The 23,864-nt window shown below is 51.9% G+C and carries 27 protein-coding genes; 10 read left to right on the plus strand and 17 right to left on the minus strand.

Annotated elements, in window-relative coordinates; all coding sequences use genetic code 11:
* Positions 1-9 precede the first annotated feature (9 nt).
* Positions 10-1,635, minus strand: a complete 1,626-nt coding sequence (locus tag BUA93_RS07275; protein ID WP_072978490.1) for an FISUMP domain-containing protein — start codon at positions 1,633-1,635, stop codon at positions 10-12.
* Positions 1,636-1,858: 223 nt separating this feature from the next.
* On the opposite strand from BUA93_RS07275, the gene BUA93_RS07280 reads away from it, so the two are divergent.
* Complete coding sequence (locus BUA93_RS07280) at positions 1,859-2,281, plus strand: hypothetical protein (protein ID WP_072978491.1); 423 nt, start codon at positions 1,859-1,861, stop codon at positions 2,279-2,281.
* Between the two features lie 109 nt (positions 2,282-2,390).
* On the plus strand, positions 2,391-3,368 hold the full coding sequence (locus tag BUA93_RS07285) for a hypothetical protein (RefSeq protein ID WP_072978492.1): 978 nt from the start codon (positions 2,391-2,393) through the stop codon (positions 3,366-3,368).
* Between the two features lie 120 nt (positions 3,369-3,488).
* Here the strand turns inward: BUA93_RS07285 and BUA93_RS07290 are convergent, their stop codons facing one another.
* Positions 3,489-5,066 carry a carbohydrate-binding protein gene (locus tag BUA93_RS07290; RefSeq protein ID WP_072978493.1) on the minus strand — a complete coding sequence of 526 codons (1,578 nt, stop codon included), beginning with the start codon at positions 5,064-5,066 and terminating at the stop codon, positions 3,489-3,491.
* Positions 5,067-5,309: 243 nt separating this feature from the next.
* Complete coding sequence (efp, locus tag BUA93_RS07295; protein ID WP_072978494.1) at positions 5,310-5,894, minus strand: elongation factor P; 585 nt, start codon at positions 5,892-5,894, stop codon at positions 5,310-5,312.
* 41 nt (positions 5,895-5,935) lie between these two features.
* Here efp and BUA93_RS07300 point away from each other — a divergent pair, with 41 nt between their 5' ends.
* Entirely contained in the window at positions 5,936-6,910 is a 975-nt protein-coding gene (locus BUA93_RS07300; RefSeq protein ID WP_072978495.1) for a KamA family radical SAM protein, read from the plus strand.
* Positions 6,911-7,053: 143 nt separating this feature from the next.
* Here the strand turns inward: BUA93_RS07300 and mdh are convergent, their stop codons facing one another.
* From mdh to BUA93_RS15915, 3 genes are all read right to left on the minus strand, one after another.
* Positions 7,054-7,995: a malate dehydrogenase gene (mdh, locus tag BUA93_RS07305; RefSeq protein ID WP_072978496.1), complete on the minus strand. Its 942-nt coding sequence runs from the start codon at positions 7,993-7,995 to the stop codon at positions 7,054-7,056.
* 117 nt (positions 7,996-8,112) lie between these two features.
* A complete protein-coding gene (tenpIN, locus tag BUA93_RS07310; protein WP_072978497.1) occupies positions 8,113-8,562 on the minus strand; it encodes a type III toxin-antitoxin system TenpIN family toxin in 450 nt (149 codons plus the stop codon).
* A 459-nt stretch (positions 8,563-9,021) separates the two neighbouring features.
* On the minus strand, positions 9,022-9,237 hold the full coding sequence (locus BUA93_RS15915; protein ID WP_139257862.1) for a hypothetical protein: 216 nt from the start codon (positions 9,235-9,237) through the stop codon (positions 9,022-9,024).
* A 92-nt stretch (positions 9,238-9,329) separates the two neighbouring features.
* Here BUA93_RS15915 and BUA93_RS07315 point away from each other — a divergent pair, with 92 nt between their 5' ends.
* Together BUA93_RS07315 and BUA93_RS07320 are read left to right on the plus strand one after the other, a co-directional pair.
* Positions 9,330-9,587 carry a type II toxin-antitoxin system Phd/YefM family antitoxin gene (locus BUA93_RS07315; RefSeq protein ID WP_014545032.1) on the plus strand — a complete coding sequence of 86 codons (258 nt, stop codon included), beginning with the start codon at positions 9,330-9,332 and terminating at the stop codon, positions 9,585-9,587.
* Complete coding sequence (locus tag BUA93_RS07320; RefSeq protein WP_072978498.1) at positions 9,580-9,897, plus strand: type II toxin-antitoxin system RelE/ParE family toxin; 318 nt, start codon at positions 9,580-9,582, stop codon at positions 9,895-9,897. Before BUA93_RS07315 ends, BUA93_RS07320 begins: the two co-directional genes overlap by 8 nt.
* Positions 9,898-9,914: 17 nt before the next feature.
* Here the strand turns inward: BUA93_RS07320 and BUA93_RS07325 are convergent, their stop codons facing one another.
* Positions 9,915-10,808, minus strand: coding sequence for a hypothetical protein (locus BUA93_RS07325; RefSeq protein ID WP_072978499.1), 894 nt, complete (start codon positions 10,806-10,808; stop codon positions 9,915-9,917).
* Between the two features lie 97 nt (positions 10,809-10,905).
* Between BUA93_RS07325 and yfcE the strand changes: the two genes are divergently transcribed.
* The 3 genes from yfcE (at position 10,906) to BUA93_RS07340 (ending at position 12,161) form a co-directional block, all read left to right on the plus strand.
* On the plus strand, positions 10,906-11,484 hold the full coding sequence (gene yfcE, locus BUA93_RS07330) for a phosphodiesterase (RefSeq protein WP_072978500.1): 579 nt from the start codon (positions 10,906-10,908) through the stop codon (positions 11,482-11,484).
* Positions 11,485-11,557: 73 nt separating this feature from the next.
* On the plus strand, positions 11,558-11,833 hold the full coding sequence (locus BUA93_RS07335; RefSeq protein ID WP_072978501.1) for a type II toxin-antitoxin system Phd/YefM family antitoxin: 276 nt from the start codon (positions 11,558-11,560) through the stop codon (positions 11,831-11,833).
* On the plus strand, positions 11,823-12,161 hold the full coding sequence (locus BUA93_RS07340) for a type II toxin-antitoxin system RelE/ParE family toxin (protein ID WP_072978502.1): 339 nt from the start codon (positions 11,823-11,825) through the stop codon (positions 12,159-12,161). The genes BUA93_RS07335 and BUA93_RS07340 overlap by 11 nt, the downstream gene beginning before the upstream one ends.
* A gap of 2 nt (positions 12,162-12,163) precedes the next feature.
* Here the strand turns inward: BUA93_RS07340 and BUA93_RS07345 are convergent, their stop codons facing one another.
* Positions 12,164-12,910, minus strand: a complete 747-nt coding sequence (locus BUA93_RS07345) for an amino acid ABC transporter ATP-binding protein (protein ID WP_072978503.1) — start codon at positions 12,908-12,910, stop codon at positions 12,164-12,166.
* Positions 12,900-14,393 carry an ABC transporter substrate-binding protein/permease gene (locus BUA93_RS07350; RefSeq protein ID WP_072978504.1) on the minus strand — a complete coding sequence of 498 codons (1,494 nt, stop codon included), beginning with the start codon at positions 14,391-14,393 and terminating at the stop codon, positions 12,900-12,902. Before BUA93_RS07350 ends, BUA93_RS07345 begins: the two co-directional genes overlap by 11 nt.
* 76 nt (positions 14,394-14,469) lie before the next feature.
* Here BUA93_RS07350 and BUA93_RS07355 point away from each other — a divergent pair, with 76 nt between their 5' ends.
* Both BUA93_RS07355 and BUA93_RS07360 read left to right on the plus strand, forming a co-directional pair.
* On the plus strand, positions 14,470-15,354 hold the full coding sequence (locus BUA93_RS07355) for a tRNA modification radical SAM protein MnmL/YtqA (RefSeq protein WP_254793898.1): 885 nt from the start codon (positions 14,470-14,472) through the stop codon (positions 15,352-15,354).
* Positions 15,355-15,377: 23 nt separating this feature from the next.
* Positions 15,378-15,902, plus strand: coding sequence for an adenine phosphoribosyltransferase (locus tag BUA93_RS07360; RefSeq protein ID WP_072978506.1), 525 nt, complete (start codon positions 15,378-15,380; stop codon positions 15,900-15,902).
* A 123-nt stretch (positions 15,903-16,025) separates the two neighbouring features.
* On the opposite strand, the gene BUA93_RS07365 is transcribed toward BUA93_RS07360, so the two are convergent.
* The 8 genes from BUA93_RS07365 to BUA93_RS07400 form a co-directional block, all read right to left on the minus strand.
* Entirely contained in the window at positions 16,026-17,249 is a 1,224-nt protein-coding gene (locus tag BUA93_RS07365; protein ID WP_072978507.1) for a beta-ketoacyl-ACP synthase, read from the minus strand.
* The gene (fabG, locus tag BUA93_RS07370) at positions 17,249-17,977 is read right to left on the minus strand and encodes a 3-oxoacyl-ACP reductase FabG (RefSeq protein WP_072978508.1); all 729 of its coding nucleotides are present in this window, start codon (positions 17,975-17,977) and stop codon (positions 17,249-17,251) included. Before fabG ends, BUA93_RS07365 begins: the two co-directional genes overlap by 1 nt.
* 26 nt (positions 17,978-18,003) lie before the next feature.
* Positions 18,004-18,477, minus strand: coding sequence for a hotdog family protein (locus tag BUA93_RS07375; RefSeq protein WP_072978509.1), 474 nt, complete (start codon positions 18,475-18,477; stop codon positions 18,004-18,006).
* Positions 18,478-18,481: 4 nt separating this feature from the next.
* Positions 18,482-19,678, minus strand: a complete 1,197-nt coding sequence (locus BUA93_RS07380; protein WP_072978510.1) for a beta-ketoacyl synthase N-terminal-like domain-containing protein — start codon at positions 19,676-19,678, stop codon at positions 18,482-18,484.
* Positions 19,675-20,244 carry a DUF3261 domain-containing protein gene (locus BUA93_RS07385; RefSeq protein ID WP_072978511.1) on the minus strand — a complete coding sequence of 190 codons (570 nt, stop codon included), beginning with the start codon at positions 20,242-20,244 and terminating at the stop codon, positions 19,675-19,677. The genes BUA93_RS07380 and BUA93_RS07385 overlap by 4 nt, the downstream gene beginning before the upstream one ends.
* Positions 20,245-20,355: 111 nt before the next feature.
* Positions 20,356-22,731 (minus strand): MMPL family transporter, encoded by a 2,376-nt coding sequence (locus BUA93_RS07390; RefSeq protein WP_072978512.1) that lies wholly within the window; start codon positions 22,729-22,731, stop codon positions 20,356-20,358.
* Positions 22,728-23,393, minus strand: a complete 666-nt coding sequence (locus BUA93_RS07395) for an outer membrane lipoprotein carrier protein LolA (RefSeq protein ID WP_175547388.1) — start codon at positions 23,391-23,393, stop codon at positions 22,728-22,730. Before BUA93_RS07395 ends, BUA93_RS07390 begins: the two co-directional genes overlap by 4 nt.
* A gap of 32 nt (positions 23,394-23,425) precedes the next feature.
* Positions 23,426-23,863 (minus strand): acyl-CoA thioesterase, encoded by a 438-nt coding sequence (locus BUA93_RS07400; RefSeq protein WP_072978514.1) that lies wholly within the window; start codon positions 23,861-23,863, stop codon positions 23,426-23,428.
* Position 23,864: the final 1 nt, after the last annotated feature.

Consider the following 23,864-nt stretch of genomic DNA (forward strand, 5'->3'; position numbering starts at 1 on the left):
GCGACCGCATCACTCGGCTGGTTTATCCTTGAGACAACGAACTGAAAACCCGTAATACTTGGCGCAGGTGGCCAGGTACGTAACCTCGTACTTGAAGTGCAAGTATATGTAGTGCGCGCTGTAGCCATTGTTCTCAGAAGAACTCCAGATGTACGCGGCGTAGCCTTCGTAGCGGTAACGGCCATCCTCCTTGTAGCCTGCGGGCAACGCGGAAAAGCCGAAAGCATCCTCGTTGTTGATGCCACTAGGCTCCTTCCCGCCAGTCTTGGACCTGAGGAACTGGCCCGCAACGTTTTTATCAGTATATTCTGTAATGTTATCATCCACGGCAACAATCAACTTTTCCCATTCATCTCGGCTTGGCAGGTGCCAGCCTTCGGGGCAAACGCCTTGTACATTACCATCGCCCAGATTGCATTTTCCTCCATTACCGCACTCCTCTTCGGTCTTCCCGAACGCCGCAGCCCAGGTGTACAGGCGACCGTAAACAGAACAATCGCCTTCCGTTGCTTCACTTCCGCCACCACACCAGCTGTTCTCCGTTTTGTAGTTCAGGTTCTCGGCCATCCAGGTCTCGCTGTAATCCGTTCCTTCCGGAGCGATAGTCACCATCTTGTAAAGCTGTTCCGTTTTCGCATCGTCATTGAACTTGGCACAGAACTGAGTTTCAGTGTCGTACTTTTCGCCATTGCACAGGTCATACAAATTTTCCTTAAAGCAGAACTTGTCCGCCGGATCAAACGGATCAGCACCGCACATGGCCTTATAGAGTTTTGTGGTCTTGGCATTTTCGCCTTCGCCGCATTGAATCGTAACGACTCCGCCCTCGTCGCTTACGATATCGCAGCTCGTGCCATCTTCACCATCTTTTCCGTTCGTGATGGTTCCCACGGTCTTGCCGCCGCACATCACCTCAATGCCGGAACCGTCCTGGAGCGCGGTCGCCGTGCACGATTCCCCGTTATCACCCTTCAGCGAGGCGAGCCATTCTTCCAGCGTCTTGTCCGTTCCCGAAAGCTCGTAAGCGCTCTTGCCGTTTTCTCCCTTGTCGCCGTTCGTAATTACAACCGGTTCAGCCCCCGGGCAGCTCACTTCAATACCGTTTTCAACAGGCTTTGTCGTGCAGGACTCGCCATCCTTACCATCCTCACCGTCTTTTCCATTCGTTCCGTTAGTTCCATCGGCGCCCTTAGCACCGTCCGTTCCGTTTTTGATAGTGCCGACGACCTTGCCGTCGCACTTTACCTCAATGCCGGAACCGTCCTCGAGTGCCGTCGCCGTGCAGGACGCACCGTCCTTACCGTCATCGCCATCTTTACCGTTTGTTCCGTTAGTACCGTTGGTGCCGTTTTCACCGGCCTTGCCATCGTCTCCCTTGGCGCCCGTGTCGCCCTTTTCTCCCTTGAGCGAACCCCAGCCGTCCGAAGTACAGGCATATACTTGCGAAGAATCGGCTGCATAAACCAAGGAGCCGTAAATGGACTCTTCGCACTCCGGCAGTTCCTTGTATTTTTCGACAATGTCGAGAGAAGCCTTCTCGTCCACGTTGGTCACTTCGGTTACCTCGTCGCCGCATGCCGTAAGCATCGCGACAACAGCGGCTCCAGCCGCAAAAGAATATTTCATAGCGCTCATATCTCACTCCTAAGTAGGACTTTTATGTTCCGTGCGCTAATTTAGTAAAAAACGTATTCAAGTTCACAAACTGGTTGAAGTAGAAATAAACGAAGCCAGTAAAAAAGCACATCGTGGAGACAAATTGTTGACAAGATGAGAATTTCTTTAGGATAAAAAATATTTTTTGAAAAACTCGAAAAAATCTATCCACAACTCGCGAGAATTACCTATCTTTTAGGCCATGGGACACATCTTCTTTATAGCCCCGTCTTCTCCCGGCAGTCTGGACCGGTTGAGCCAATGGACTTTCCGTTGGCTGTTGGAGCACGGAGACCTGGCAGAAGATTCCACGATGTACAGCTGCAATTCCATCGAAGACGCCACAAATCTTCTGGAATCGGCCCTGATTATCGGTCAGTCCCCCGCCTTGATTATTTTGGACCATTCCGACAAGCCGTGCGAGCAGAACCTCAAGTTCAGCAAGCTCCTGCACGACGGAATCCCCGAATCGTGGATCGTGGAACTCGTTCCCGACAACATGCCACTTCCGGAAAGCGACGAAAACTACTACTGGGTCCGCAAACCGGTACGCGAAGAGGAATGGTACTGCACCCTGGAACAGGTGCTGCTCAAGAGCGGATCTCCCCAATGGGCAAATAACTAATTCAGATTTCAGAATTCTGATTTCGGAATTATTAATCAAAAATTCCTAAAAAGATTGTTTTAAAAAAAACAACTCTGAAATCCGAACTCCGAATTCCTAACTTTTCAATATGATTAAAGGCGTAAGTTATTTTGGTGTGCGCTCGCCTAAGCATGTTCTTGCCGATATGCAGGACGTCAAGGCAGCGGGTTTTAACGCAGTGCTCCATACCTGGAGCGAAGAAGACCAACAGTATTACTACGGCACCATGAAGGAAATCGTGGACAAGTCCGCAGACTTGGGTCTGACGGTCTACGTAAACCCGTGGGGTGTGGGCCGCGTATTTGGCGGCGAAGCGTATTCGGAACTCACCGCTCGCAACCACGACTTATGCCAGGTGGCACTCGACGGCAAGCCGAAGGTGGCCGCCTGCCCGAACCACCCTGAATTCCGAGCCTATATGCACAAGTGGATTGAATCCGTTTGCGCCACGAAGGTGAGCACTATCTTCTGGGACGAGCCGCATTTTTATTTTGAGAAAGGCGGGCTACAGAACTGGAGTTGCCGCTGCGAAAAATGCCGCGAGTTGTTCCGCGCTCGTTTCGGCTACGAGATGCCCGCCGAACTTACCAACGACGTGAAAAATTTCCGCGAGGACAGCCTGATTGATTTTCTGAAAGAAATGACCGAAGATGTTCACGCCCGCGGCAAGCGCAACTGCGTGTGCATGCTTCCGCCGTGGTTTCCCGCGGGGCTCGACGACTGGAGCCGCGTTGCAGGCCTTGAAAGCGTAGACGAAGTGGCCAGCGACCCGTACTGGGAACGCGGCGCCACCGAGGAATGGGTCCGCGAAAAATACGCCGAGACCGCCAAGAAGCTCGTGGATGTCGCCACCAAGTACGGCAAGGCCGTGCAGATGTGGATCAAGGCGTACCAGATCGAGGCCGGCCGCGAGAACGACCTCGCCATCGCCGTCGAGGAAAGTCGCGCCGCAGGTATCGACAACATTTTCGCGTGGAGCTACCGCGGCACCGAGACGCTCAGCTGGCTAAAAAGCGACAACCCAGAAGAAGTCGCCCGGGTGTTCAGGAACGCTCTAAACAACTAGGGAGGGGTTCACCCTCCCTAAAATCCTCCCGACACTTAATAAACCGCATTGCCCAAATCTTGTTCCTCGGGGTTGTGCGGTTTATTTGCGTGGGCACACCTTCGGTGTGCTTGGCGGTAATTATTTTATCTGTATCGTCGTGGAGCCTGTGCGGGATTTTGCGATGAACGTGCCGCCGTTTTTCACGAGGACTTTCGCACTGGCGCGGAGTTCCTGCTTTCCAGAGGCCCGCACCGTTCCCAGATAGTTGCCGTTCATGTCGAAAATGCGGTAGTTTTCAGCTCCGGTCGCATGCGATAGCGCGGGCTTTACAAAGGCTGTGCATTCATCAACGCAAACGACTTCATCCTCTCCGAACTGGAAGTAATCCACGTCCATCCAGGAACCGGTTACCGTAAAGCGCAATATGTGTTCGCCCGCAGGGAGGTTCACCGTCGCCCGCACCTTGTTGTAGTCGTCGTAGTTGTCCTCGCCTTCATTTTTCGGGACAGAGATCACGTCGGTGATGTTCTTGCCGTCAAGCGACATCTGGAAGCCCGAAGTCTCGTTTGCGGATGCGACCGACGCGTAAAAGGAATATTCGCCCGTTTCCTTGACGTTCACGGTGTATTCGAGCCATTCGCCTTCCTGGTTGTAGCCCACGATGTAGCCCGTCGCCTTCTTGTAAATGTCAACGCCCGTCCCTTCGCGGTAATTGGTGCCGCCGTGGTCCTCGGAATCGTTTTCGCTGTAGGAATCGTTGCCCGAGCCGACACCCGGAACATCGAAGTCTTCCGCCTCGATTTTGCCCGGAATTTCAAACGGCTTACCCTTGAAGGGCTTTTGCGGTTCGGGAACCACCGGAGCGCGGTTTATTGCCTTGAGCATCTGTTCGGCATAGCGCTTGCCGAATTCCACGTAGGCATCATGGTTGAAATGGTAGCGGTCAACACCGTTGCCGCCGAGATTCTCGGACGACGCGTAGTAAGTATTGTCCATCGTATTCGGGAGTTTCGACACGCGGTCGGAATAGCAGCAACCTTCACGCAGGAGCTCGCCCGCCACGAAGGGAACTGTATCGGAACTCATGTCAAGCGCCTTGAGGATATCGTCGCGGGTCTTCTTCACGATTTTCGGCCAGTCCGGGTAGCCGCCGTCCGTTTCGCCCTGATGGAAGATGAACCCCTTGATGACGCCCACCTGTTGAGCCTTCTTCGCGATATCGATAATCGTCTTGGTGACGTTGCCGTCGCTCGCGTATTCCTTCGCGTAGTTCTTCAGCCAATCCTCCGCCGTAGAGAGGTAGCTTGCGTACTGGTCCTGGTCGAAGAGCTTGATGCTCGCACCGCCCACCGCGACCGGGATAATCCCGATGGTCACGTCAGGCATGCTGTCGGCCATCGTACGCCCGAACCAGTCGGCAATGGAAATCGTGTTGCCGCAGTTGAAGAGCGAAGGTACCGCTGGGTAAACCTCACCGATGGTGTTGCGGCCCTTGCCGCTGCACTTTTGCGTCGCAAAAATCTTGAAACGCGGGTTTTCAGCCTTATCGGCGCTCTGGGCATCGGCAGTGCCGCCCATGTTGGACTGGCCGTACGCGATATAGATGTGGAAATTCGGGTCCGGAGCGGCATTCGCCTGAATTGCTCCAAACGACAACAAACCCGCAGCAATACATGCAGCAGGCACGAAACCAGAGAATTTGTTTAAAAATCTCATGACAACCCTTCTTTTTCAAACATCCATCTTAAAATTATCCTGAAAAAAACACAAAAGGCGCCCCCGGCGCCCTTATTCTATAGACAGATTGTCAATGAAGACAAAACAAAAAGCCCCGTCGCAGGGGCGCATGACAAAGTGAAAATTACCGTGAGCGAAAAACGCCTGGTATTAACCAGGCGTGTTCGCGAGAGAACCGGCTCCAGAGTAAGGATTCTGGAGTGTTTAGCCGGTTCGGTCTTATTACTTCGCGCGTTCGAGGTAAGAACCGTCGCGGGTATCCACGCGGATCTTGGTGTTGTTTTCGATGAACAGCGGAATCATCACCTTGGCGCCGGTTTCGACGGTGCATTCACGCATCACGTTACCGCTGGTGTTGCCCTGGACTGCCGGAGGAGCGTCGATGATCATGAGGTCAACGAAGGTAGGCGGAATCACTTCGATCGGAAGCGTAGCCTGAGTCTTCGGGTCCTTCCACCAAGTGACTTCGACAGTAGCGCCATCGAGGAGCCAAACTTCGCAGCCATTGAGAGCTTCCTTGGAGATTTCTTCAGTTTCCTGAGTTTCGTTGTTCAAGAAATACCAAGTAGAACCGTCATTGTAGAGGTAAGTCATTTCGGTGAAGGTCACGTCGGCTTCTTCAACCGTATCGCCACTCTTCCAGGTGCGTTCGAGGGTGCGGCCGGTCACCAAGTTCTTGATGCGAACGCGGTTAAAGGCCTGGCCCTTACCCGGCTTCACGAACTGGTTTTCGATGATTTCGTACGGCTGACCATCAACCATGATTTTAAGTTTCTTGCGGAATTCGTTGGTGCTTACAGTACCCATATTATCCTCTTGTTGATTTTGATTCTAAATTTAGCAATATAATGGACGCAGCAGTTAAAGTTTTCACACAAATTCCTGACTTTTTGGAGTATTTAGGTACCGATCTGGCGACCACCATCGCCAAGACGACAGCCCTGGCAAACCTCGACCTGAACCCCAAGTTTCCGTTCCTTTGTTCTAGGCATTATGCCGACCTCATAAAAAAGGCTAACGACCCAGCGGCCCTGTTGCGCGAAATTTTACCGACCAAGGACGAACTTAACAAAGTCGAGGGTTTTGTAGACGACCCCGTGGGCGACCTGCCTGCCGGAAAATCCGACTGTGTCATCCAGAAATACGACCAGCGCGCCCTGATTGTCTCGACCGCCACCTGCGGTGCCCGTTGCCGATTCTGTTTCCGCAAGAACTACCCTTTCCAGAACATTCCCGACGTGGCGCGCCAGGTGAGCCACTGGCTCGATACCCACAGCGACGTCTGGGAAGTAATCCTTTCGGGTGGCGACCCGCTGACGCTTGGTCCCGGCGCCTTCCGCGAGCTGATCGAGGCGATTGCCATGCACGCCTCGGTAACGACGCTCAGAATCCATACGCGCCTCCCCGTGATGCGGCCGGACCTGGTAATGCAGCATTTTGAACTGCTGCGTGAATTGCCCGCCAGATTTAGCTGCGTATTGGTGTCACATGTGGACCACGCCGACGAACTCGACGAGGAATCGGCAACTGTTTTTGCTCAGTTGCGTTTTAGCGGCTGGACGCTCTTGAACCAAAGCGTGCTATTGCGAGGAATTAGCGACGATGCAGACAAACTAAACAACCTCTGCCGCAAGCTTTTTGAACAAGGTGTACTCCCCTATTACTTGCACCAGCTGGACCACGCCAACGGTGTCGCACACTTCGAAGTTGGCGATGACGAAGCTCGCAAGCTGATTGCAGAAATCCGCACCAAGTTACCCGGTTACCTTGTACCAAAACTCGTCCGCGAAATCGCCGGCGAAAAAAGCAAAACACCCGTTTGAAAACAGACCCGCCAAAAGTTTCATCTAATTTAAGCAAAAAAATCCCTCGGCGTAAACCGAGGGATTTTTTAGCAAATTGAGATTGCCACGCTTCGCTCGCAATGACAAGGGAGCAGAGAGCGAGCGTTACACTCTATTACCTATTACGTATGTGCGTCGACCCATTCGGCGTTCTTCTTGCAAGCCTCGACGGACTTTTCGAAGGCGGCCTTTTCTTCGTCGCTCATCTTGACTTCGAGAATCTTCTCGACACCGTTTGCACCGACCACGACCGGCACGCCGCAGTAGAGGCCCTTCACGCCGTATTCACCGTTCAGCTTGGCAGCGCAAGAGAACACGCTCTTCTTGTCGAGGAGGTAGGCTTCGGCCATGTGGATGGCGGAGGTTGCCGGGCTGTAGAAGGCAGAGCCGCGGCCGAGGAGGTTCACGATTTCGCCACCGGCACCGGCGGTACGCTTGGCGAGTTCGGCGAACTTTTCCTTGCTCATGAGCTGAGAAACCGGGATACCGCCAACAGACACGCATTCCATGATGGAAACCATGGTGTCGCCGTGGCCGCCCATCACGAGGGCCTTCACGTCTTCGACGGAAACGCCGAGTTCGTCTGCGACGAAGCAAGCGAGACGGGCAGAGTCAAGCACGCCAGCCATACCGATGACCTTGTTGGCCGGGAGACCGGACTGCTTCTGCATGTTGTAGACCATGGCGTCCAGCGGGTTGGTGATCACGATGACGAATGCATCCGGAGCGTTTTCCTTGATGGCTTCGGCAACGGTCTTGATCACGCCGCAGTTCTTGTCCAGGAGGTCGTCACGGCTCATGCCCGGCATACGCGGGAAACCGGCGGTCACGATCACGACGTCTGCGCCCTTGATGGCGGAGTAGTCGGTAGAACCCTGAAGATCCACGGAAGAGTTGATGACAGAGCGGCCTTCCATGATATCGAGAGCCTTGCCCTTCGGCATGCCCTGAGTCTGCGGAATGTCGATGAGAACGACGTCGCCAAGATTCTTCTGAGCGAGCACGAGAGCCATTGTACCACCGATTTGACCAGCACCAACAAGTGCAATCTTCTTTCTAGCCATGATTTAACCTTCCTTTTAAGGTAATTAGATTTTTACGCATCAAATATAGCACTTTTTCGTGTTTCAGACAATGAAAAAACGCCCCAAAAAGCCGAAAAACGGAAAAAATAAGCTACACTACTTCCCTTTTAACAACCAACCGCGGTAGTAAGTCAACGAAGAAAACCTGTATTTGGGTGGCAAAGGCTCTTTTTTCAAGCCCTCTATAAAATCATCAATATACTTTTGAAATTTTTCCACAATAAATATATAGCGCTTCATGATTTCCGTATGTTCTCGTGAATCGATATGCGCAGGCATTCCAATTTCATCATCATTAAAAATAATGACACTTTTACTAAAATCTAGCCCAGACGATGTCCTTTTGGAATTTTCACTTTCAAATTTATATGCATGTGTATGCTGGATATTCGACCTAAATGGAATAGCAAATCTAAAGGAACGGTATTCCACTAGCAACACCAAATAAGGGCGGTTTTCCTTCACAAGAATTTCGGTATTATCTGCATAACGCTCGTAAAACAACGGCGATAGCAGCATAACCTTGGGTATGTTTTCTTTTTTCATGTTTTCCTTTTTTGACAAAAAAAGAAGCCGCTTTTATATGGATATATAAAAACGACTTCATCTAATGAGCTTTCTTTTTTTCTCAGGTGGTCGCTCTACCACCCTGTCATCATTTCGAGCTTTCTTTTTTTCTCAGGTGGATGCTCTGCCACCCTGTCTATTATAAATATACATTATTCTTCGACAAAAAGCAAGCTTTTTCCAAGTTAGCGCTCGAATATATTTAAAATAGCAGGGGAAAGCTTCCGCCTTAAAGCGAACTGTTTTGCCACTAATTTGTCATGCCCGACTTGATCGGGCATCTCCTTTTCCATCTGGAAAAGGTGCGTTTAGCAAACAGCGCTCCAAGTAAAATCAGGTGGCGCTTATGCAGCTACTTTTTGATTTTCTGTTCCCCATATATGTCGGACCAAAAGAGAATGGATTTAGGCATAATTAATACTTCTTTAACAGTGACTTCTAAAAAAAATTCTTTACTTCTTGACTAGGATTGCTTATACGATCTAAATTAAAACCATTTGCTACAAGTAAATTTGAATACTCCGTTGCTTGTGCTACCGAAGTTTGAACCATTGCTTGGCAGCCGCCACCAAAGGCATCTTCGTAAGCAATAACAGGATATGCTGGCAAATATTTATTTGCCAAGGCACAATTAACAAGCCAAAAACCCTTCAAAAAGATTACTTTTCGTTTCGGGTTCTTAAGGGCAGAGTCCTATTGACATATCATAATTATGATATTATATTATCATAATAAAGGAGGCTATCATGCCGAATATCCGTCCAATTTCAGACTTGCGCAACAACTTCACGAGCGTCGCGGAAACCGTACACAAGTACGACGAGCCCATGTATTTGACCAAGAATGGCGTGGGCGACATGGTCGTGATGTCCATCGAATGCTACGAAAAGCAGATGGCCCAGCTGGAACTTTATTCAAAACTTGCCGAAGCCATTTCCGAAGTGGAACGCGGTGCGGAATGCGCCGATGCCGAAAAATTCTTGAAGGATTTAATGAATGGCTAAAAAGTACGAAGTCGTTATCACGCCTTCGGCGCAAAAAGACCTCAACGAAATCAAATCATATTTTACAAACGTTCTCAAGACTTCATCAAATTCAATCTTCGAGAAGTTTCTTGAACAGGTCAGGCTGTTGAAAGCGCATCCGTTCACCTATCCCGTCCACCAAGATCCGCTGCTGAAACTCGTCGGCTACAGGGTCATTCCCATTGACAACTACCTGATGTTTTACATGGTCAGGGGCAATGTCGTTCAAATCCATCGATTCCTTTACGGCAAACGGAACTACCTACAGTTACTAGGCATGGACACGTGATATCTTTGTCCGCCTGCTCAAAACAAGTCCAGCGAACTGTCGAGGTAGATTTCTTCGCGGACTTGGAGCTGGTGTTCCGGCTTGGTCATGTAATAGAGCAGAAATTCCAGGATGACGGCGCTGCCGAGGCTGCGGCCTTCGATTTTAAAGTGGCGGAATCCTTGCGGGGCGTACACGTTCTGAAAGTCACTGATTCCGATGAATCCGGGATTTTTCATGGCATCGGAGAATCGGTAACCCCTTTGGACGTTCGGAGAGGCGCAAACGTGGTCCTCGCAGTTTTCGCCGAGGTTTTTCAGGCTCACGTTCTCGTAGCACTTTTTGCGGTCTTGGCAGCCGAACCAGCAGCATTCATTGCACAGGAACTCGACTTTCGGCTTTTGTGCGGGCGTTAGCGCGTTGAGTTTGGCGAATTGCTTATTGAGTCTGAAATCCGGCACCACGTAACTAAATTCGTCGCGGTTCAGTTCACCCTCGAATTGGGTGAAATCCGCCAACACCTTCGTCGTGGACGACACGAAATAGAATCCCGGATACTTCGCCTTAATGTAATCGAGCAACAAATCCGAATGAATGATGACGCCGCTCGGGGCCGACCCATTTTTCTCGAACAGGGCACACAAGGCGTTGCATTTCTTGTCGGCAAGATGTTCTTCGCGAAGCAAGGAATTGCTGAAGGTCAGGCGCGCCGAAATGCCGTATTCCTTGGTGAGAGCGACAACGGCCTCGGGCTCCGCATCGCCAAAACCGACGCGGCCACCACCCCAAAGGCAATCGCTGGGCGCACCATAAATGGAACCGATTTCGCACCACTCGTAAAAGTATTCCCGATGCTCGCGGAACAGCGGCAAGAATGCCTTATACAAGTCGTAAAATTCGAACAGTCCGGGAAGGTGGTAGTAAACGCTCATTGCATCAAATATACCTATTTCTATTTCGCCCACCTACCCTATTTTAACTATATTGCAATCATCTCCGAGCTCCGAATTCCGAATTCTGAATTATCCTATGCGCACTCTAGTTCTTTCTGATATCCACGGTTCTGCGTTCGCCTGCAAGATGGCGCTTTCTTACCTCGACAAGCTCAAATGCGACCGCATTTTCCTATTGGGCGACCTTCTTTATCACGGGCCGCGGAACCCGCTGCCGGGCGGGCACAATCCGCAAGGAGTTGTCGAACTCTTGAGCCCGCTCAAGGAGAAAATTACCGCGGTGCGCGGCAACTGCGACGCCGAAGTGGACCAGATGGTGCTGGGATTCCCGTGCCTTGCCGACTATGCCGAAATCGAAGAAGGCGGCCTAAAACTCTTCTTGAGCCACGGTCACCTCTACGACCCGTACCTGTTCAGTCACTACAAGGCCGACGTCTATTTTTCGGGCCACACGCACATTTTTACCGCCGAAAAAAACGCCGACGGAGTCTACTGCCTGAACCCGGGCTCCACGAGCCTACCCAAGGGCGGAAACCCGCCGACCTTCGGAATTTACGAGACCTCCGGCGAAGGCTCCACCACTCCCCCGCGATTCAGCGTACACCACCTGGAAACCGGCAAGGAACTTGCGGCTGTCAAGATTGTGCGAGAGTAAATAGAATTATCACTTGCATTACCCCCAACGAAAGACTATATTTAATACCGAATTCAGTCTTACGCGAGGTTTTATGCCGACCTATAAAAATATCAAGCCGATTTCTTACATTAAGGCAAACGCTGCAAAAGTGCTAGACCATGTAAATGACACTCGTGCACCCTACATCGTCACGCAAAACGGTGAAGCTCGCGGCGTAATCCTCGATACCGAGACATTCCAAATGATGCAGGACGGCTTAAAGTTGTTTAAGCTTTTCGCTCAAAGCGAAGCCGAATTTTCAAAAGGAAAAACAATCAATCAAAAAGACCTCTTTGATTCCTTGGAGAAAGAACTAAATGCCCTCTAAGAAAATCATTGTAGAATGGTCCGAATCGGCATCTCTCGACTTGAAGTCCATCATCTTGCATATTGCAACAAGTAGCCCCAAAAACGCAAAAGACTCGCTTGCTAGAATAAAAAAGGAATGCCAAGTCCTTGAAAAGTTTCCAGATTTGGGCAAAATTCCTGCGGAATTAGAATATTTGCAAATCAACGGATTCCGGGAACTCGTTGTAAGCCCCTGGAGAATTTTTTATCGCAAAGAAGAAAACCGCGTCAAAGTCTTGGCTGTTGTCGATTCAAGACGCGATCTAGATGACGCCCTCTGGACACGTATGATGTTCCCGATTGTATAGCCCTATTTCTTCAGTGCCGAGAGGAATTCCTTGAGGCGGGCGTCTTTCGGATTGTCGAAGATTTCTTCGGGGGAGCCATCTTCCTTGACGTAGCCGTCGGCAAAGAACAGCACGCGGTTAGCGACCTCGCGGGCAAAGCTCATTTCGTGCGTCACCACGACCATCGTCATGCCAGATTTGGCCAGGTCCTTCATGATCTTGAGGACTTCGCCGACCATTTCAGGGTCCAGGGCACTGGTGGGTTCGTCGAACAGGATTACCTCGGGCTGCATGGCCATGGCGCGGGCAATCGCCACACGCTGCTGCTGGCCGCCGGAGAGCTGCGCCGGATAATGATCTGCCCTATCCAAGAGACCGATACGGTCCAAGAGTTCCTTCGCTCGTTTTTCCGCCTCGGCCTTAGTCATGAGCCCCAATTTCATCGGAGCGAACATGATGTTCTTGAGGGCAGTCATATTCTTGAACAAGTTAAACTGCTGGAACACCATGCCCACGCGCTTGCGAACGTCAGGCTTCGAAAAGCCCTTCACTAAGATGCTCTTGCCGTCCAACAAAATGTCGCCGCTAGTCGGAGTTTCAAGCAAATTTAGCTGGCGGAGGAATGTAGACTTGCCGCAACCCGAAGGCCCGATAACCGCAATCACGTCGCCGCGATAAATGTCAAGCGAAATTCCCTTGAGAATCTGCTTGTCGCCGTAAGATTTGCAAAGGTCCTTGACCTGGATTAAAGTTTCTGCATTAGCGTTCATTTTTCTTCAACCTCTTTTCAAGCTTTGCAACACAGGCCGAAAGCCCGGCAACAATGACAAAGTAAATGGCAGCCACGGCAAGGAGCGGGAGCATCGCCTCGTAGGTCATGCTACGGATAATGTCTCCGCCGCGCGTCAAGTCCATCAGGCCAATGTAGCCGCAAATGGACGTTTCCTTGATAAGCGTAATAAATTCGTTGGTAAGCGCAGGGAGCGAGTTCTTGAACGCCTGCGGGTAGACGATGCTGTAAAGAATCGTGCGGAACTTGAGTCCGAGACTGCGCCCCGCCTCAATTTGGCCAGGGTCTACGCCCTTGATGCCGCTACGGATAATTTCGGAAACGTACGCCCCCGAATTCACGCCGAATGCGACAATCGCCACGAGAATCTTGTTCACGTTCACCGACGAGAATACGATGTAATAGATGATGAGCAGCTGGATCATCATCGGCGTTCCGCGAATCACGGCGAGGTAGACTTTAGCAAGCGCGTTCAGCACCTTGTAGCGACCGTTGAATTCGTTGCCGGTGCGGATCTGCGCCACGATAAAGCCAATCAGAATGCCGAGCAGCGCAGCAAAGAGCGAAATGATGAGCGTGTTGCGGAGGCCAAGAGCAATAAACTTCCAACGTGAATCCTTCACGAAGTTCTTGCGGAAATGTTCGGCAAAGCTCTCGTCGTTTTCCACCGCCTCGTCGCCGCGGACAATCACGACAATCTTCGAGAGCGTATACGGGGTCGTGAAGTTGATGGACTTCTTGCGTTCTTCGGTCACGGTAAAGCCCGCGAAGCCGACATCCGCCTTGCCCGAAGAAACCGCATTGATTATCGCGTCAAATTCGATGTCCTGGATTTCGACGGTACGGTTCAGGTAGTCGGCAATGTAGTTCACGATTTCGATATCGAGGCCGACAATTTTTGCATTTTCGTAGTATTCGTACGGCGGGAACTGGGCATTGGTCGAAAGCACGAGTTTCGGGCCTTCGGTCACCTTCTTTTGATAATGGTAGTTGCCGGTGCGGTAGATGTAGGTATTAAAGAGAGAATCGTAGACGCCGTCCTGTTTCATGGCAGCGAGCGCCTGGTTCACGGAATCGAGCAAAGCCTCTTTGCCCTTCGCGACAACCCCCGCGTACATTTCTTCGACAAAGACTTCGTCCAGAATGCGAAGCGACGGATTTTCTCGCACGAACGCCTTGGCGGGCTGATCGTCACTCAAGACCGCGTCGATTTTCCCCTGCTTGAGCGCCTGGATGGCATCGGCAAGTTTCGTGTAACGGTCCACGTCGATTTTCGCAGTATCACCGCCGAAATCAGACGCATAAATGTCGGCGGTGTTGCCGATTTGCACGCCCACTTTCTTGTGGCCGAGATCGTTAATGCTGTGGACTTTATTGGGGATTATCGCCTGCTTGCTTTCGCAAGAAACCAGGGCGAGCGCGTAAAACGCGATAAGGATTGGGAGGAGGAATTTTCGCATCATTTTCACCTTGGATTCTAATTTAGAAAAACATCGCCAGTCCGCAACGCCCCGGCCTGCCGTTTACTATCTTTTGCTTATGCATTACACTCCGTACCGCGATTTGCTACTGAAGATTTTCCCGAATTACCTGAAGGTGCGCAAGCTCCCGCTGAACGGCGGCATGAGTTGTCCGAACCTGGACGGCACCAAGAGTTTTTCGGGTTGCAGCTACTGCAATAACAGGAGTTTCAGTCCAGTATTTGACCAGGCGAAGGTTTCGATTCAGGAGCAGCTCGACAAGTTCGTGCCGAGACTCCGCGAAAAATACCCGAACGCAGGTATTTTGGCCTACTTGCAGCCGTACACGAACACGCACGCCCCGCTCGAACACCTAAAGGGAATCATCGACCCGATTATCAAGCATAAAGAAATTGCAGGCCTTGCCATCGGCACGCGCCCGGACTGCCTCGAAGACGACAAGGTCGCTTACCTAGCCGAACTCAATCGCAAAAAGCCGATTATCGTGGAAATCGGCCTGCAAACCGCAAACGACTTGACGCTCGCCGCCATCAACCGCAGGCATACCCTCGCCGAATTCGAAGAAGCCGTCAAGCGCTGCCAGGCAGCGGGACTTACCGTCACCACGCACGTGATCGTGGGGCTGCCCGGCGAGACCATGGAAGATTTCAAGCATACCGCCCAAGTGGTTCGCGACTTGAAACTCGCCGCGGTCAAGATCCACCCGCTGCACATTGTAGCGGGCACCGTGATGGCGCAGGATTACGCCAACGGTGAAATCAAGCTCCTAAATTTTGAAGAGTACTGCGAAGCGGTCGCCGAGATGATCAAGATTATCGGTTTTGAAACCGCTATCGAACGCTTTAGCGGAGAAAGTCCGAGCGATATGCTCATCGCCCCCGACTGGTGCGGCGAAAGGGACAAGATAATTGCGACTGTGGAAGGAATTTTAAGTAGGCTGTAGACAGTTGGAAATAGGACGCCATTATGAAACGAATTGAAGACTATATTATTTCTGTTCCAGATTTTCCGAAGCCGGGGATCCTTTTTCGCGATGTCACGGGAATTCTTGGCGACGCCGACGGTCTAAGGCTCACACTCAATGCGTTCTACAAGATGCTTGAAAACGTCGATTTTGACGTGGTTGTCGGGCTTGAGGCTCGCGGATTTCTCTTCGGAGTCTCCATTGCAGAACATTTTCACAAGCCGTTTGTGCCGGAACGTAAAAAAGGAAAACTCCCCCGCGAAACCGTCAGTGTGGAATATGACCTGGAATACGGGAAAGCTTGCATGGAGATTCACAAGGACTCCATAAAGCCGGGTGCGCGAGTCCTTGTTGTTGATGACCTGCTAGCGACCGGAGGGACAGCCAAAGCAGCCGCGACTCTCATTGAAAAATTAGGGGGAAAAGTGGAATTCTTCGCATTTGTAATTGAGCTTTTGGACTTACACGGGCGCGAAGCACTCAAGGGTTACCGGGTAGAATCGCTCACCAAGTTCCCGGGACACTAGTAAGTTTAGAATTTCCTATTTCGGAACTCGGTTTTTTGAATTCGACCTTAGGCATTTTATATACAAACGAAAACGCTCCGAGATTTCTCCCGGAGCATTTTTCAATTTAAACCTAAGCAGGAATTACACGCGCTTGAAAATGAGCGACGTATTAATTCCGCCGAAAGCGAAGTTATTGGACATGATGTATTCTACGTCCATTTCGCGTCCGGAGCCCGTAATGTAGTCCAGCGGAGCACATTCGGGGTCCACGTTTCTCAAATTGAGGTTCGGGCTGAACCAGCCTCGGTTCATCATATTGATGGCAAGCCAGGCCTCGATTCCACCGCAAGCTCCAAGCGTATGACCGACATAGCTCTTGAGGCTGGAAAGGGGAACCGCACGCTGCTTAAGCGCATTGTATGTAGCCCAGCTTTCGGCAATATCGCCGTGGTGGGTTGCCGTACCGTGACCATTCACGTAACCGACTGCATCGGCTGAAAGTCCCGAATCTTCAATCGCCAATTCGAGAGCCTGCTGCATGGTTTCTTTCTTGGGCTGCGTGATGTGTTCACCGTCAGTATTGGAACCGAAACCGACCAATTCTGCATAGATTTTTGCACCACGGGCCTTGGCATGTTCATATTCTTCGAGAACCAGGGCTCCCGCACCTTCGCCAATCACCAGACCGTCGCGGTCCTTGTCGTAGGCAGCAGGAGAAAGTTCCGGATGGTCATTCTTGGTGCTTGTCGCAAACAAAGTATCGAACACAGCGGATTCAGTCGGATCCAGTTCATCGGCACCGCCTGCAATCATCACATCCTGCTTGCCGTACTTGATGAGTTCGTAGGCCTGACCGATAGCGAGGCTTCCGCTGGAGCACGCCGTATTCGTCGTGACCAGGCGACCCGTAAGGCCAAGAACCACGCTGATATTCACGGCACAGGTCTGCGGCATGGCGCGGATGTATGTCGTCGCGGTAATCTTGGAACAGTCGTAGGTCTTGAGCATCGAGAAGAACTCGAGCAACGGGTCGATACTACCCATCGAGGAGCCGAAAGCGACACCCATGCGACCGGACTTCATCAAAGCGGTCTCGTTCGTTAAACCGGCCACTTCAATAGCCTTGTCCGCAGAAGCCAAGCCCATCACGGCCACGCGACCCGCACCACGAATCTTTTTACGCGGATACGGCGGCAGAGGCTCCAGAATAGGGGCGGCAAGACGGGTATTCATCTGCTTATAGATATCCCAGGCGTCCATACGAACGACTCGGTTCTTAAGGCCCTTCAGACTTTCAATAGCAGTTTCAGCATCAAAACCAAGCGAAGATATACAGGATCCACCCGTAACAACAACACGACGCATTAAGCAAGTCCCCCATTAACAGAAATCACCTGACGGGTGATGTAGGCAGCCCCTTCCGAAAGCAGGAACACGACCGTGGCAGCCACTTCTTCGGGCTTACCCACGCGCTTCATCGGAATGGCGGGCAAAATCATATCGAGCGGAGCATCCTTGATCATCTCGGTTTCGATGACGCCCGGAGCAACGCTGTTTACCGTAATTCCACGGCTTGCAAGTTCGGTCGCCAAAGCCTTGGTCGCACCGATAAGGCCAGCCTTGGAAGCACTGTAGTTCACCTGGCCACGGTTGCCGATAACGCCAGAAACAGACGAAATCGTCACGATGCGGCCACGACGCTTGCGGCACATGGGCATCACAATCGGGTGAAGCACATTGTAAAAGCCGTTCAAGTTCGTATCGATAACCTTGTCCCAGTATTCGTCGGTCATGGCCGGGAAAGCAGTATCGGCACAGACGCCTGCATTGGTTACGACACCAAAATAGACACCGTTTTCTTCGATATCCTTCTCGAGCACAGCCTTGCACTGTTCACGGTCACGGATATTGAACTGGAGCAGACGAATAGAACCACCCTGTTCACGAATTTCGTTTGCGAGCTGTTCGACCGGAGCCGCATTCCTATTGTAATGCGCCACCACTTCGTAACCCGCCAATGCGACAGCCTTTGCAATGGCAGCACCAATGCCACCGCTTGCACCTGTAATCAAAACACACTTCTTATTTTCCATACGCGCCCAAATATAGTAAAAGAATCCTAGTTCATCTTCAAAATTGACATTGGGTCGTCCACTTCGACCGTACAGAGTGACGCCGATACAGCCAAATTATCGCCCACGAAAACCTTGCCTTCGAAGGTCACGGCCATATCGACACGCATCGTCTGGTGGACCCGGATGCGCACCACATCGCCGGCCTTGAAAACGGGAACCGCCATCTTGCAGTTGGATACGCTCATGATAAAGCCTTCCTTGGGCTTTTGACCGAGCGAACGCCCATAAATTCCAGACAAAGCAGAAATGCTCTGGGCCATGTACTCAAACGCCACATACGAAGGGACTCCCTGCAGGTCCTCTTTAAAGAACATACAGTCCTTGTGGATATCCACTTCGGTTTCAATCGTAATCTCGTCCAGGTCATGGGAATTGACACGGTCGAGCAAAAGCATTTTGTCTTTGTGCGGAACCAGTTCGGAAACCAATTCTCTTGTCGGAAATTCAGGCGTACCCATTATTCTATTCCTTCGCTATAACTAGAGAAACATTGCAACCGCCAAAGGCAAAGGAGTTGCTGATACAATACTCGAGAGGTGCCGAGGCCTGTTCGCCCGGTTTGACCAAGTGTACCTTCGGGAGTTTCGGGTCTTCGCAACCGTCGAACAGATGCGCCGGGAGAACTCCCCCGTTCTGGAGCGCAAGGCAGCAGAAAGAGGCTTCGAGAGCGCCTGCCGCTCCGAGCGTATGCCCCGTAAGCGCCTTCGTGGAACTAGCCGGAGTTGTTTCGCCAAACAGGCGATTCACGGCGATCGATTCCATCGAGTCGTTCAGACGCGTTCCCGTTCCATGCAAATTAACATAGCCGATAGAAGAAGCATCCAGTTCCGCATCGGACAGCGCCGCCTTCATCGCGAGATAGGCGCCTTCGCCATCGGCGCGAGGTGCCGTAATATGGTCGGCATCGGCACTTTCACCAAAGCCCACCACCGAAAGACCGTTACAGGAATCAGTGGCAAGATCCGGCAGATTTTCGCGGGTTACCAGGAAGAACGCGGCCGCGTCACCGAGAGTAAGTCCCGTACGATTCGCGCTGAACGGATTCGTCGGCTTGTCGGACATGGCCTCGAGGGAAGCGAAGCCCAGGATGACGGACTGGGAAGCGATATCGACACCGCCCACGATAGCCGCATCGCAGTTACCGGCATAGATGTTATTGCGTGCAGAAACAAAGGCACTCGCACTGGAGGCACACGCCGTCGAATGCACCGAGAGCATCCCCGTAATGCCGTAACGCTTGGCGATATACTGCGCCGGGAAATCAGCGGCCTGGTAATCCAGCACATAACCTTCGGGGAACGCCCCCGTTTCCTTGAAGCTCCTGAGCGCATTCATCGAAGCTTCGGAACCGTTGTCGCAGGAACCGATAAAAATTCCGATGCGGTCTGCACCGAACTTTTCGACCGCCTTGCGGATAGAAGCATCCATCTGGGAAAGCGCAGCCTGCGAAAGTCTGTTCACGCGGTTGTCGAACTTGGAGTCCTCTACAGGAGCCAAAGACGACGGATCGATGGTCGCCGCGGGGCGCATGACACCCGCTACATCGTAGGTGGTGAATTCGCCGCGAACTCCATTCTTTAACTTATCAAAAACGCTGTCCTTGCTGCCACCCAAAATACAGTGGAACGCAAAGTCGTTAATAAACAAAGGCCTACTCAATTTGCCTCCCCTAACGTAATATGGTAACTGTAACCGCGCAAATCATTGACAAGCCTGATTTCGGCGCCGGTCTTTTTCGCCGTTAAAATCGTCTTTTCATTTTCAGAAAGCGTACGGACAAAATCGGTGTTGTCGGCACCGGAACGGGTCTCAGAAAATACAAACCCGGCCTGCTCAAAATTCTTCTGCAACGGTTCAAACGGATAAAAACAAATCTGGAAATCCGCGAGCAGATACTCCGCCTTCATCTTTTCGACATCCATCAGGGAACTTTCCACTTTCACGGAATCGCGGAAGTAGCTGATTTCGCCGATAGTCGTCCCGAATCCAGAAAATAGCACCACCGAAAGAACGGAATCATTTGCACGCACCCAAGAATCCGCCTCGAAGGAATCTGTCGAACCGTCCGGCTTATGGAATTCCCCCACGATATGTTGCGGCATATCGAGCTTTTCGGTCATCGAGGCTGTCGGCAGGAGCGATACGGAGCGCTCATCGGAATAATAGACGGGTGCAGTCCCCGGAACCTGGCGCGCATTGTGGCAGGCGACTAAAAGGAGCAACAAAAATGCGAGTATAGATTGTTTTGTCATTACATTCCTCGCAATGACATAAAAGGTTCAATCATATACAATCCACTCAAAATCGACATTTTTGCGCCACAAATTTAGAAATTTTTACCTTCTGCTGAATGGCGACAGGGCGAAGCAGCACAAAATACCGAGCAACACCGAGAAGCCGAACGTCGCAACCGGAACAAAGCTGCTAAAAGAAAGGCTTCCGAAAGAAATCAGCGTCGTCATGGCCGAAAGCATCACGGCAAGGGCCGTCGTCAGGTTACGCGCCCCCCCTTCCTTGAAGAAAAGAGCATAGTCGATGCCGATACCGAGAGTCAAAATGACACCCACAATCGCAAAGAAGTTGAACGGAATGCCACAATAACCGAACACGGCCGCAATAAAAAAGCAGGAAATGACTGGGGCGCGAATGACCTTGAGCGCCTGGACAAAACCGTAAACCAGGACCAGCACGACAAAAACGACAAGGTAGGCCAGGGCCACGAGCAACAGGGCGACCCGCGAAAGGTCCGTCAAGGTCGCATTCACGTTATCCATCTTGTTCACCGCGTAAACAAAGGGCATACCTTCGGCAAATTGAGATACGGCAAAATCCGCGGCCACGTGGAGCGGGAAAACGGCGCTGAAAAATTTACCGTTGACCTCGCCTATCCAGAGCATCGAAAGGATACTCCTGAACGAAGCCGGAATTTCCGATTGCGGAGTCAGGTAATGGGGCGAAGCATCCGGCACTCGCACCGAATCAGAGGAAAGGTTCAAGTCTCGGAGAAGTTCGCCGAAAACGGGAGACGCATAAAGCCGACGGATACCTTCGAAGGTTTCTTCCTGTACCTTTAAAGATGGAATGTAGGCCGAAGTCGCCAGGTAACCGCCCAGCACCGGTTTCACCGAACTGGAAACTGAATCATGGGTCAAATCGAGGACAGAATCGAGTCGACGGACGAGCGATTCTTCGTTCTGCAAAAGTTCCTGCTCCGAGGAGCCTTCCACGATAAAGTAGTTCGCCGAAATTCCCAAGTTGTTCAGTCGCGCATTCAACGCCTCGGAACGCTTGAGATTTTCGCTCATCGCATACAGGGCGCGCATATCCGTATGGATATTCTGCTTCAGTACCCCCGGAACAAGGGCCAGGAGCAAGACGATTCCCGCAACGACAACCGTACGAGGAGCGAAGCGATCGTAGATATCCAAGATAAAAGCCGGAATTCTTGTCGGAGCCATAGATTTGGCACGAGCGTCCCCCTGCGGAATGGGCAGATTCGGGAACAGCAACAAGATGGTCGCAAAGGAACTCGCCAGACCGACAATCGAAAAGACGGCCATCTGGCGAAGGAGCGGAAAATCGGCAAAGGTAAGCGCAATGTAGCTGAGTTCGGTCGTCATGAAACCGAGCAGGAGCCCCTTGAAAATGTGGCGGCGGATATCGAGACCTTTTTTTGAGGTTCCGTGTTTCCAGTCGGTAAAGAAGTGGATTGCGTAATCGATACTCACGCCAATCACGCTCGTCCCGAACACAAAGGTAAACACATGAATGCTCCCGAACAGGGCCCACGTTCCTAAAAGCGCTGCACAGATAGCAACGCCGATTGCCACGAGCGTACACACGATCGGAACCGGCGTGCGGAAAGCCCATAAGAGGAGCAGAAGAATCAAGACAATCGACACGCCCGAAATCCACGCCACTTCGGACTGCGCGTTCCTGGAGCTTTCGTAGCTGTGGAAAGGCACGCCGGACTTTTCGATGCGGAGCCCCACATGAACAAGGCAAAGCGAATCCAGCACACGGTCTAGGCGAGCGAGCACATGGCCGTCGGAGGCCATCGTCGAAACCGTCGGCGAAAGCGCAGCGCTCCACATCACATACGATACCGAAGAATCTTCGGCGGCGAGCACACCGTCGCGCAGGGTGAAGCGCCCCCCCATCAGCTGCGAATGGAGTGTAAAGTAGTCGAAAGATTCTGCTCCGAGCAGAAAGGGGTCATCTTCCAGGTGACTCAAGTCGGCAATCGTGAAAGCCCCGTAGACCTTCTGCCGCGCCATATCGGCAATCGCCGAGAAGGCCGAGGAATCGCCCGCCTTAAGTCCCGCCTTAAGTAAATCGCGGACGGGTTTCCCCTGCAGCACGTTGCGGTACTCGAAGAAAAAGTCGCTCATCCGCTGCATCGCGGAATCGTCGACGTACAGGCGCGTTTCGGCGAAGGCACTATCGGAGGCAAAAGAGGCTTCCAGTGCCTCCGCCGCCGATTTCGCCACCGCGAAATCGCGATGCCCAACGAGCACCGTGAAGTTGCGCATCGAACGCGCACTCAGCGCCTTTTCAGCCTCGCTGACATTCTTGAATTCGCTTGAATCCGGAAGCACCGAATATAAATCCGATTCCACCTTCCAAGGCTGTAAAAGGCCAAGCGAAATAAGGGCGACATGGATGGCCGCCCAGATAATCACCGAGACAAGTTTCTTCGACGCCGGTCTCACTTTTTCACTTTCTTAAATTTAAGGGCCAGGTCCTTAAAGGCTCCCTCAACAGAATCAAGGTCCTTGAAATGCGCCTGGGCAGAAAAATCATAGACGACCTGGTTGCCTTCGCCATCGACAATCGTCACCTTTTCCAGCTCGGTTCGGCCCGAAAGGACAATCGACGCAATGACTCGGGCGACGGCCTTTTCCTTGGGAACAAGCCCCACGGAGAACGAATCCCCTGCCACGAAGAAGATATCGAAATTGCGAGCGAGTTCGTCGAACTTACCCGAGAAAACCGACTGGATGGTTCCCGAGAATTCGGCGAATACCGGATTGTCCTTCGCGCTCATCGTCTTCTTGGCATCGCGGGCGACATCCCACTGGACAATGGAATTATCCCCCACCCACAAGAACGACGGGAACGGCTTCCTTGTATCCCAGACAATTCCCGCTTCGCGGTCAATCGCAAAAGACCCCGTCGAAACAAATTCGCGGTTCATCTTCTTGATCGTACGCGTCTGCTTGAAATCACCCATGGTCAACGGAGATGCCGTCAGCACCGAAAGCGACTGCTGCAAGGCGGGTTTAGAGGCCTCGGTCAAAGGCTTCTTGAAGACATCCGAAGCAGAACCCGCCGCAAGGGCGGATCCCCAAAGAGTCGGAAGGGCAACAGCCATGACCGCGAAACCTCTAATCAACGACCGCAACATCATCCGTTTTCCTCGGCGGCGAGAGCCTCGCGCACGCGTTCGATAAAGCACGGCGGACACACCATGAGCGAATCACGCTTGTTCATGTCCACCGCCATCTGCATACTTTCGGCCTTGCACAGAAGCGTGCCACTTTCGGCGTCAAAGAACTTGTACGAAAGCTTCAGGCAAACCTCGTATTCCTCGAGAGTCACCTCGGCACGGATGCGCTGCATGAAAATCATCGGGCGCAAGTAGCGGATGTGCATGTCCACCACGGGCCAAGCAAAACCAATCGCCTCCATGGCGAAGTAGTCGTACTTGATCTTGGCAAGGAGAGCGCAACGGGCCACTTCCATGAATTTCACGTAGTTGCCGTGCCACGCCACCTTCATCGAGTCCACGTCGTAAAACTCGACCTTGAACTCGACAGTTTCTTTCAGTTTCTTCTGAGCCATA

This window comes from Fibrobacter sp. UWH4 (genome assembly GCF_900142475.1).
In the GTDB taxonomy this organism is placed as follows: Bacteria; Fibrobacterota; Fibrobacteria; order Fibrobacterales; family Fibrobacteraceae; genus Fibrobacter.

What these genes read in the sequence shown, in the direction of transcription:
- BUA93_RS07275 (WP_072978490.1), bottom strand. Translation starts at nt 1,635, where the DNA reads ATGAGCGCTATGAAATATTCTTTTGCGGCTGGAGCCGCTGTTGTCGCG.
- BUA93_RS07280 (WP_072978491.1), top strand. Translation starts at nt 1,859, where the DNA reads ATGGGACACATCTTCTTTATAGCCCCGTCTTCTCCCGGCAGTCTGGAC.
- BUA93_RS07285 (WP_072978492.1), top strand. Translation starts at nt 2,391, where the DNA reads ATGATTAAAGGCGTAAGTTATTTTGGTGTGCGCTCGCCTAAGCATGTT.
- BUA93_RS07290 (WP_072978493.1), bottom strand. Translation starts at nt 5,066, where the DNA reads ATGAGATTTTTAAACAAATTCTCTGGTTTCGTGCCTGCTGCATGTATT.
- efp (WP_072978494.1), bottom strand. Translation starts at nt 5,894, where the DNA reads ATGGGTACTGTAAGCACCAACGAATTCCGCAAGAAACTTAAAATCATG.
- BUA93_RS07300 (WP_072978495.1), top strand. Translation starts at nt 5,936, where the DNA reads ATGGACGCAGCAGTTAAAGTTTTCACACAAATTCCTGACTTTTTGGAG.
- mdh (WP_072978496.1), bottom strand. Translation starts at nt 7,995, where the DNA reads ATGGCTAGAAAGAAGATTGCACTTGTTGGTGCTGGTCAAATCGGTGGT.
- tenpIN (WP_072978497.1), bottom strand. Translation starts at nt 8,562, where the DNA reads ATGAAAAAAGAAAACATACCCAAGGTTATGCTGCTATCGCCGTTGTTT.
- BUA93_RS07315 (WP_014545032.1), top strand. Translation starts at nt 9,330, where the DNA reads ATGCCGAATATCCGTCCAATTTCAGACTTGCGCAACAACTTCACGAGC.
- BUA93_RS07320 (WP_072978498.1), top strand. Translation starts at nt 9,580, where the DNA reads ATGGCTAAAAAGTACGAAGTCGTTATCACGCCTTCGGCGCAAAAAGAC.
- BUA93_RS07325 (WP_072978499.1), bottom strand. Translation starts at nt 10,808, where the DNA reads ATGAGCGTTTACTACCACCTTCCCGGACTGTTCGAATTTTACGACTTG.
- yfcE (WP_072978500.1), top strand. Translation starts at nt 10,906, where the DNA reads ATGCGCACTCTAGTTCTTTCTGATATCCACGGTTCTGCGTTCGCCTGC.
- BUA93_RS07335 (WP_072978501.1), top strand. Translation starts at nt 11,558, where the DNA reads ATGCCGACCTATAAAAATATCAAGCCGATTTCTTACATTAAGGCAAAC.
- BUA93_RS07340 (WP_072978502.1), top strand. Translation starts at nt 11,823, where the DNA reads ATGCCCTCTAAGAAAATCATTGTAGAATGGTCCGAATCGGCATCTCTC.
- BUA93_RS07345 (WP_072978503.1), bottom strand. Translation starts at nt 12,910, where the DNA reads ATGAACGCTAATGCAGAAACTTTAATCCAGGTCAAGGACCTTTGCAAA.
- BUA93_RS07350 (WP_072978504.1), bottom strand. Translation starts at nt 14,393, where the DNA reads ATGATGCGAAAATTCCTCCTCCCAATCCTTATCGCGTTTTACGCGCTC.
- BUA93_RS07355 (WP_254793898.1), top strand. Translation starts at nt 14,470, where the DNA reads ATGCATTACACTCCGTACCGCGATTTGCTACTGAAGATTTTCCCGAAT.
- BUA93_RS07360 (WP_072978506.1), top strand. Translation starts at nt 15,378, where the DNA reads ATGAAACGAATTGAAGACTATATTATTTCTGTTCCAGATTTTCCGAAG.
- BUA93_RS07365 (WP_072978507.1), bottom strand. Translation starts at nt 17,249, where the DNA reads ATGCGTCGTGTTGTTGTTACGGGTGGATCCTGTATATCTTCGCTTGGT.
- fabG (WP_072978508.1), bottom strand. Translation starts at nt 17,977, where the DNA reads ATGGAAAATAAGAAGTGTGTTTTGATTACAGGTGCAAGCGGTGGCATT.
- BUA93_RS07375 (WP_072978509.1), bottom strand. Translation starts at nt 18,477, where the DNA reads ATGGGTACGCCTGAATTTCCGACAAGAGAATTGGTTTCCGAACTGGTT.
- BUA93_RS07395 (WP_175547388.1), bottom strand. Translation starts at nt 23,393, where the DNA reads ATGGCTGTTGCCCTTCCGACTCTTTGGGGATCCGCCCTTGCGGCGGGT.
- BUA93_RS07400 (WP_072978514.1), bottom strand. Translation starts at nt 23,863, where the DNA reads ATGGCTCAGAAGAAACTGAAAGAAACTGTCGAGTTCAAGGTCGAGTTT.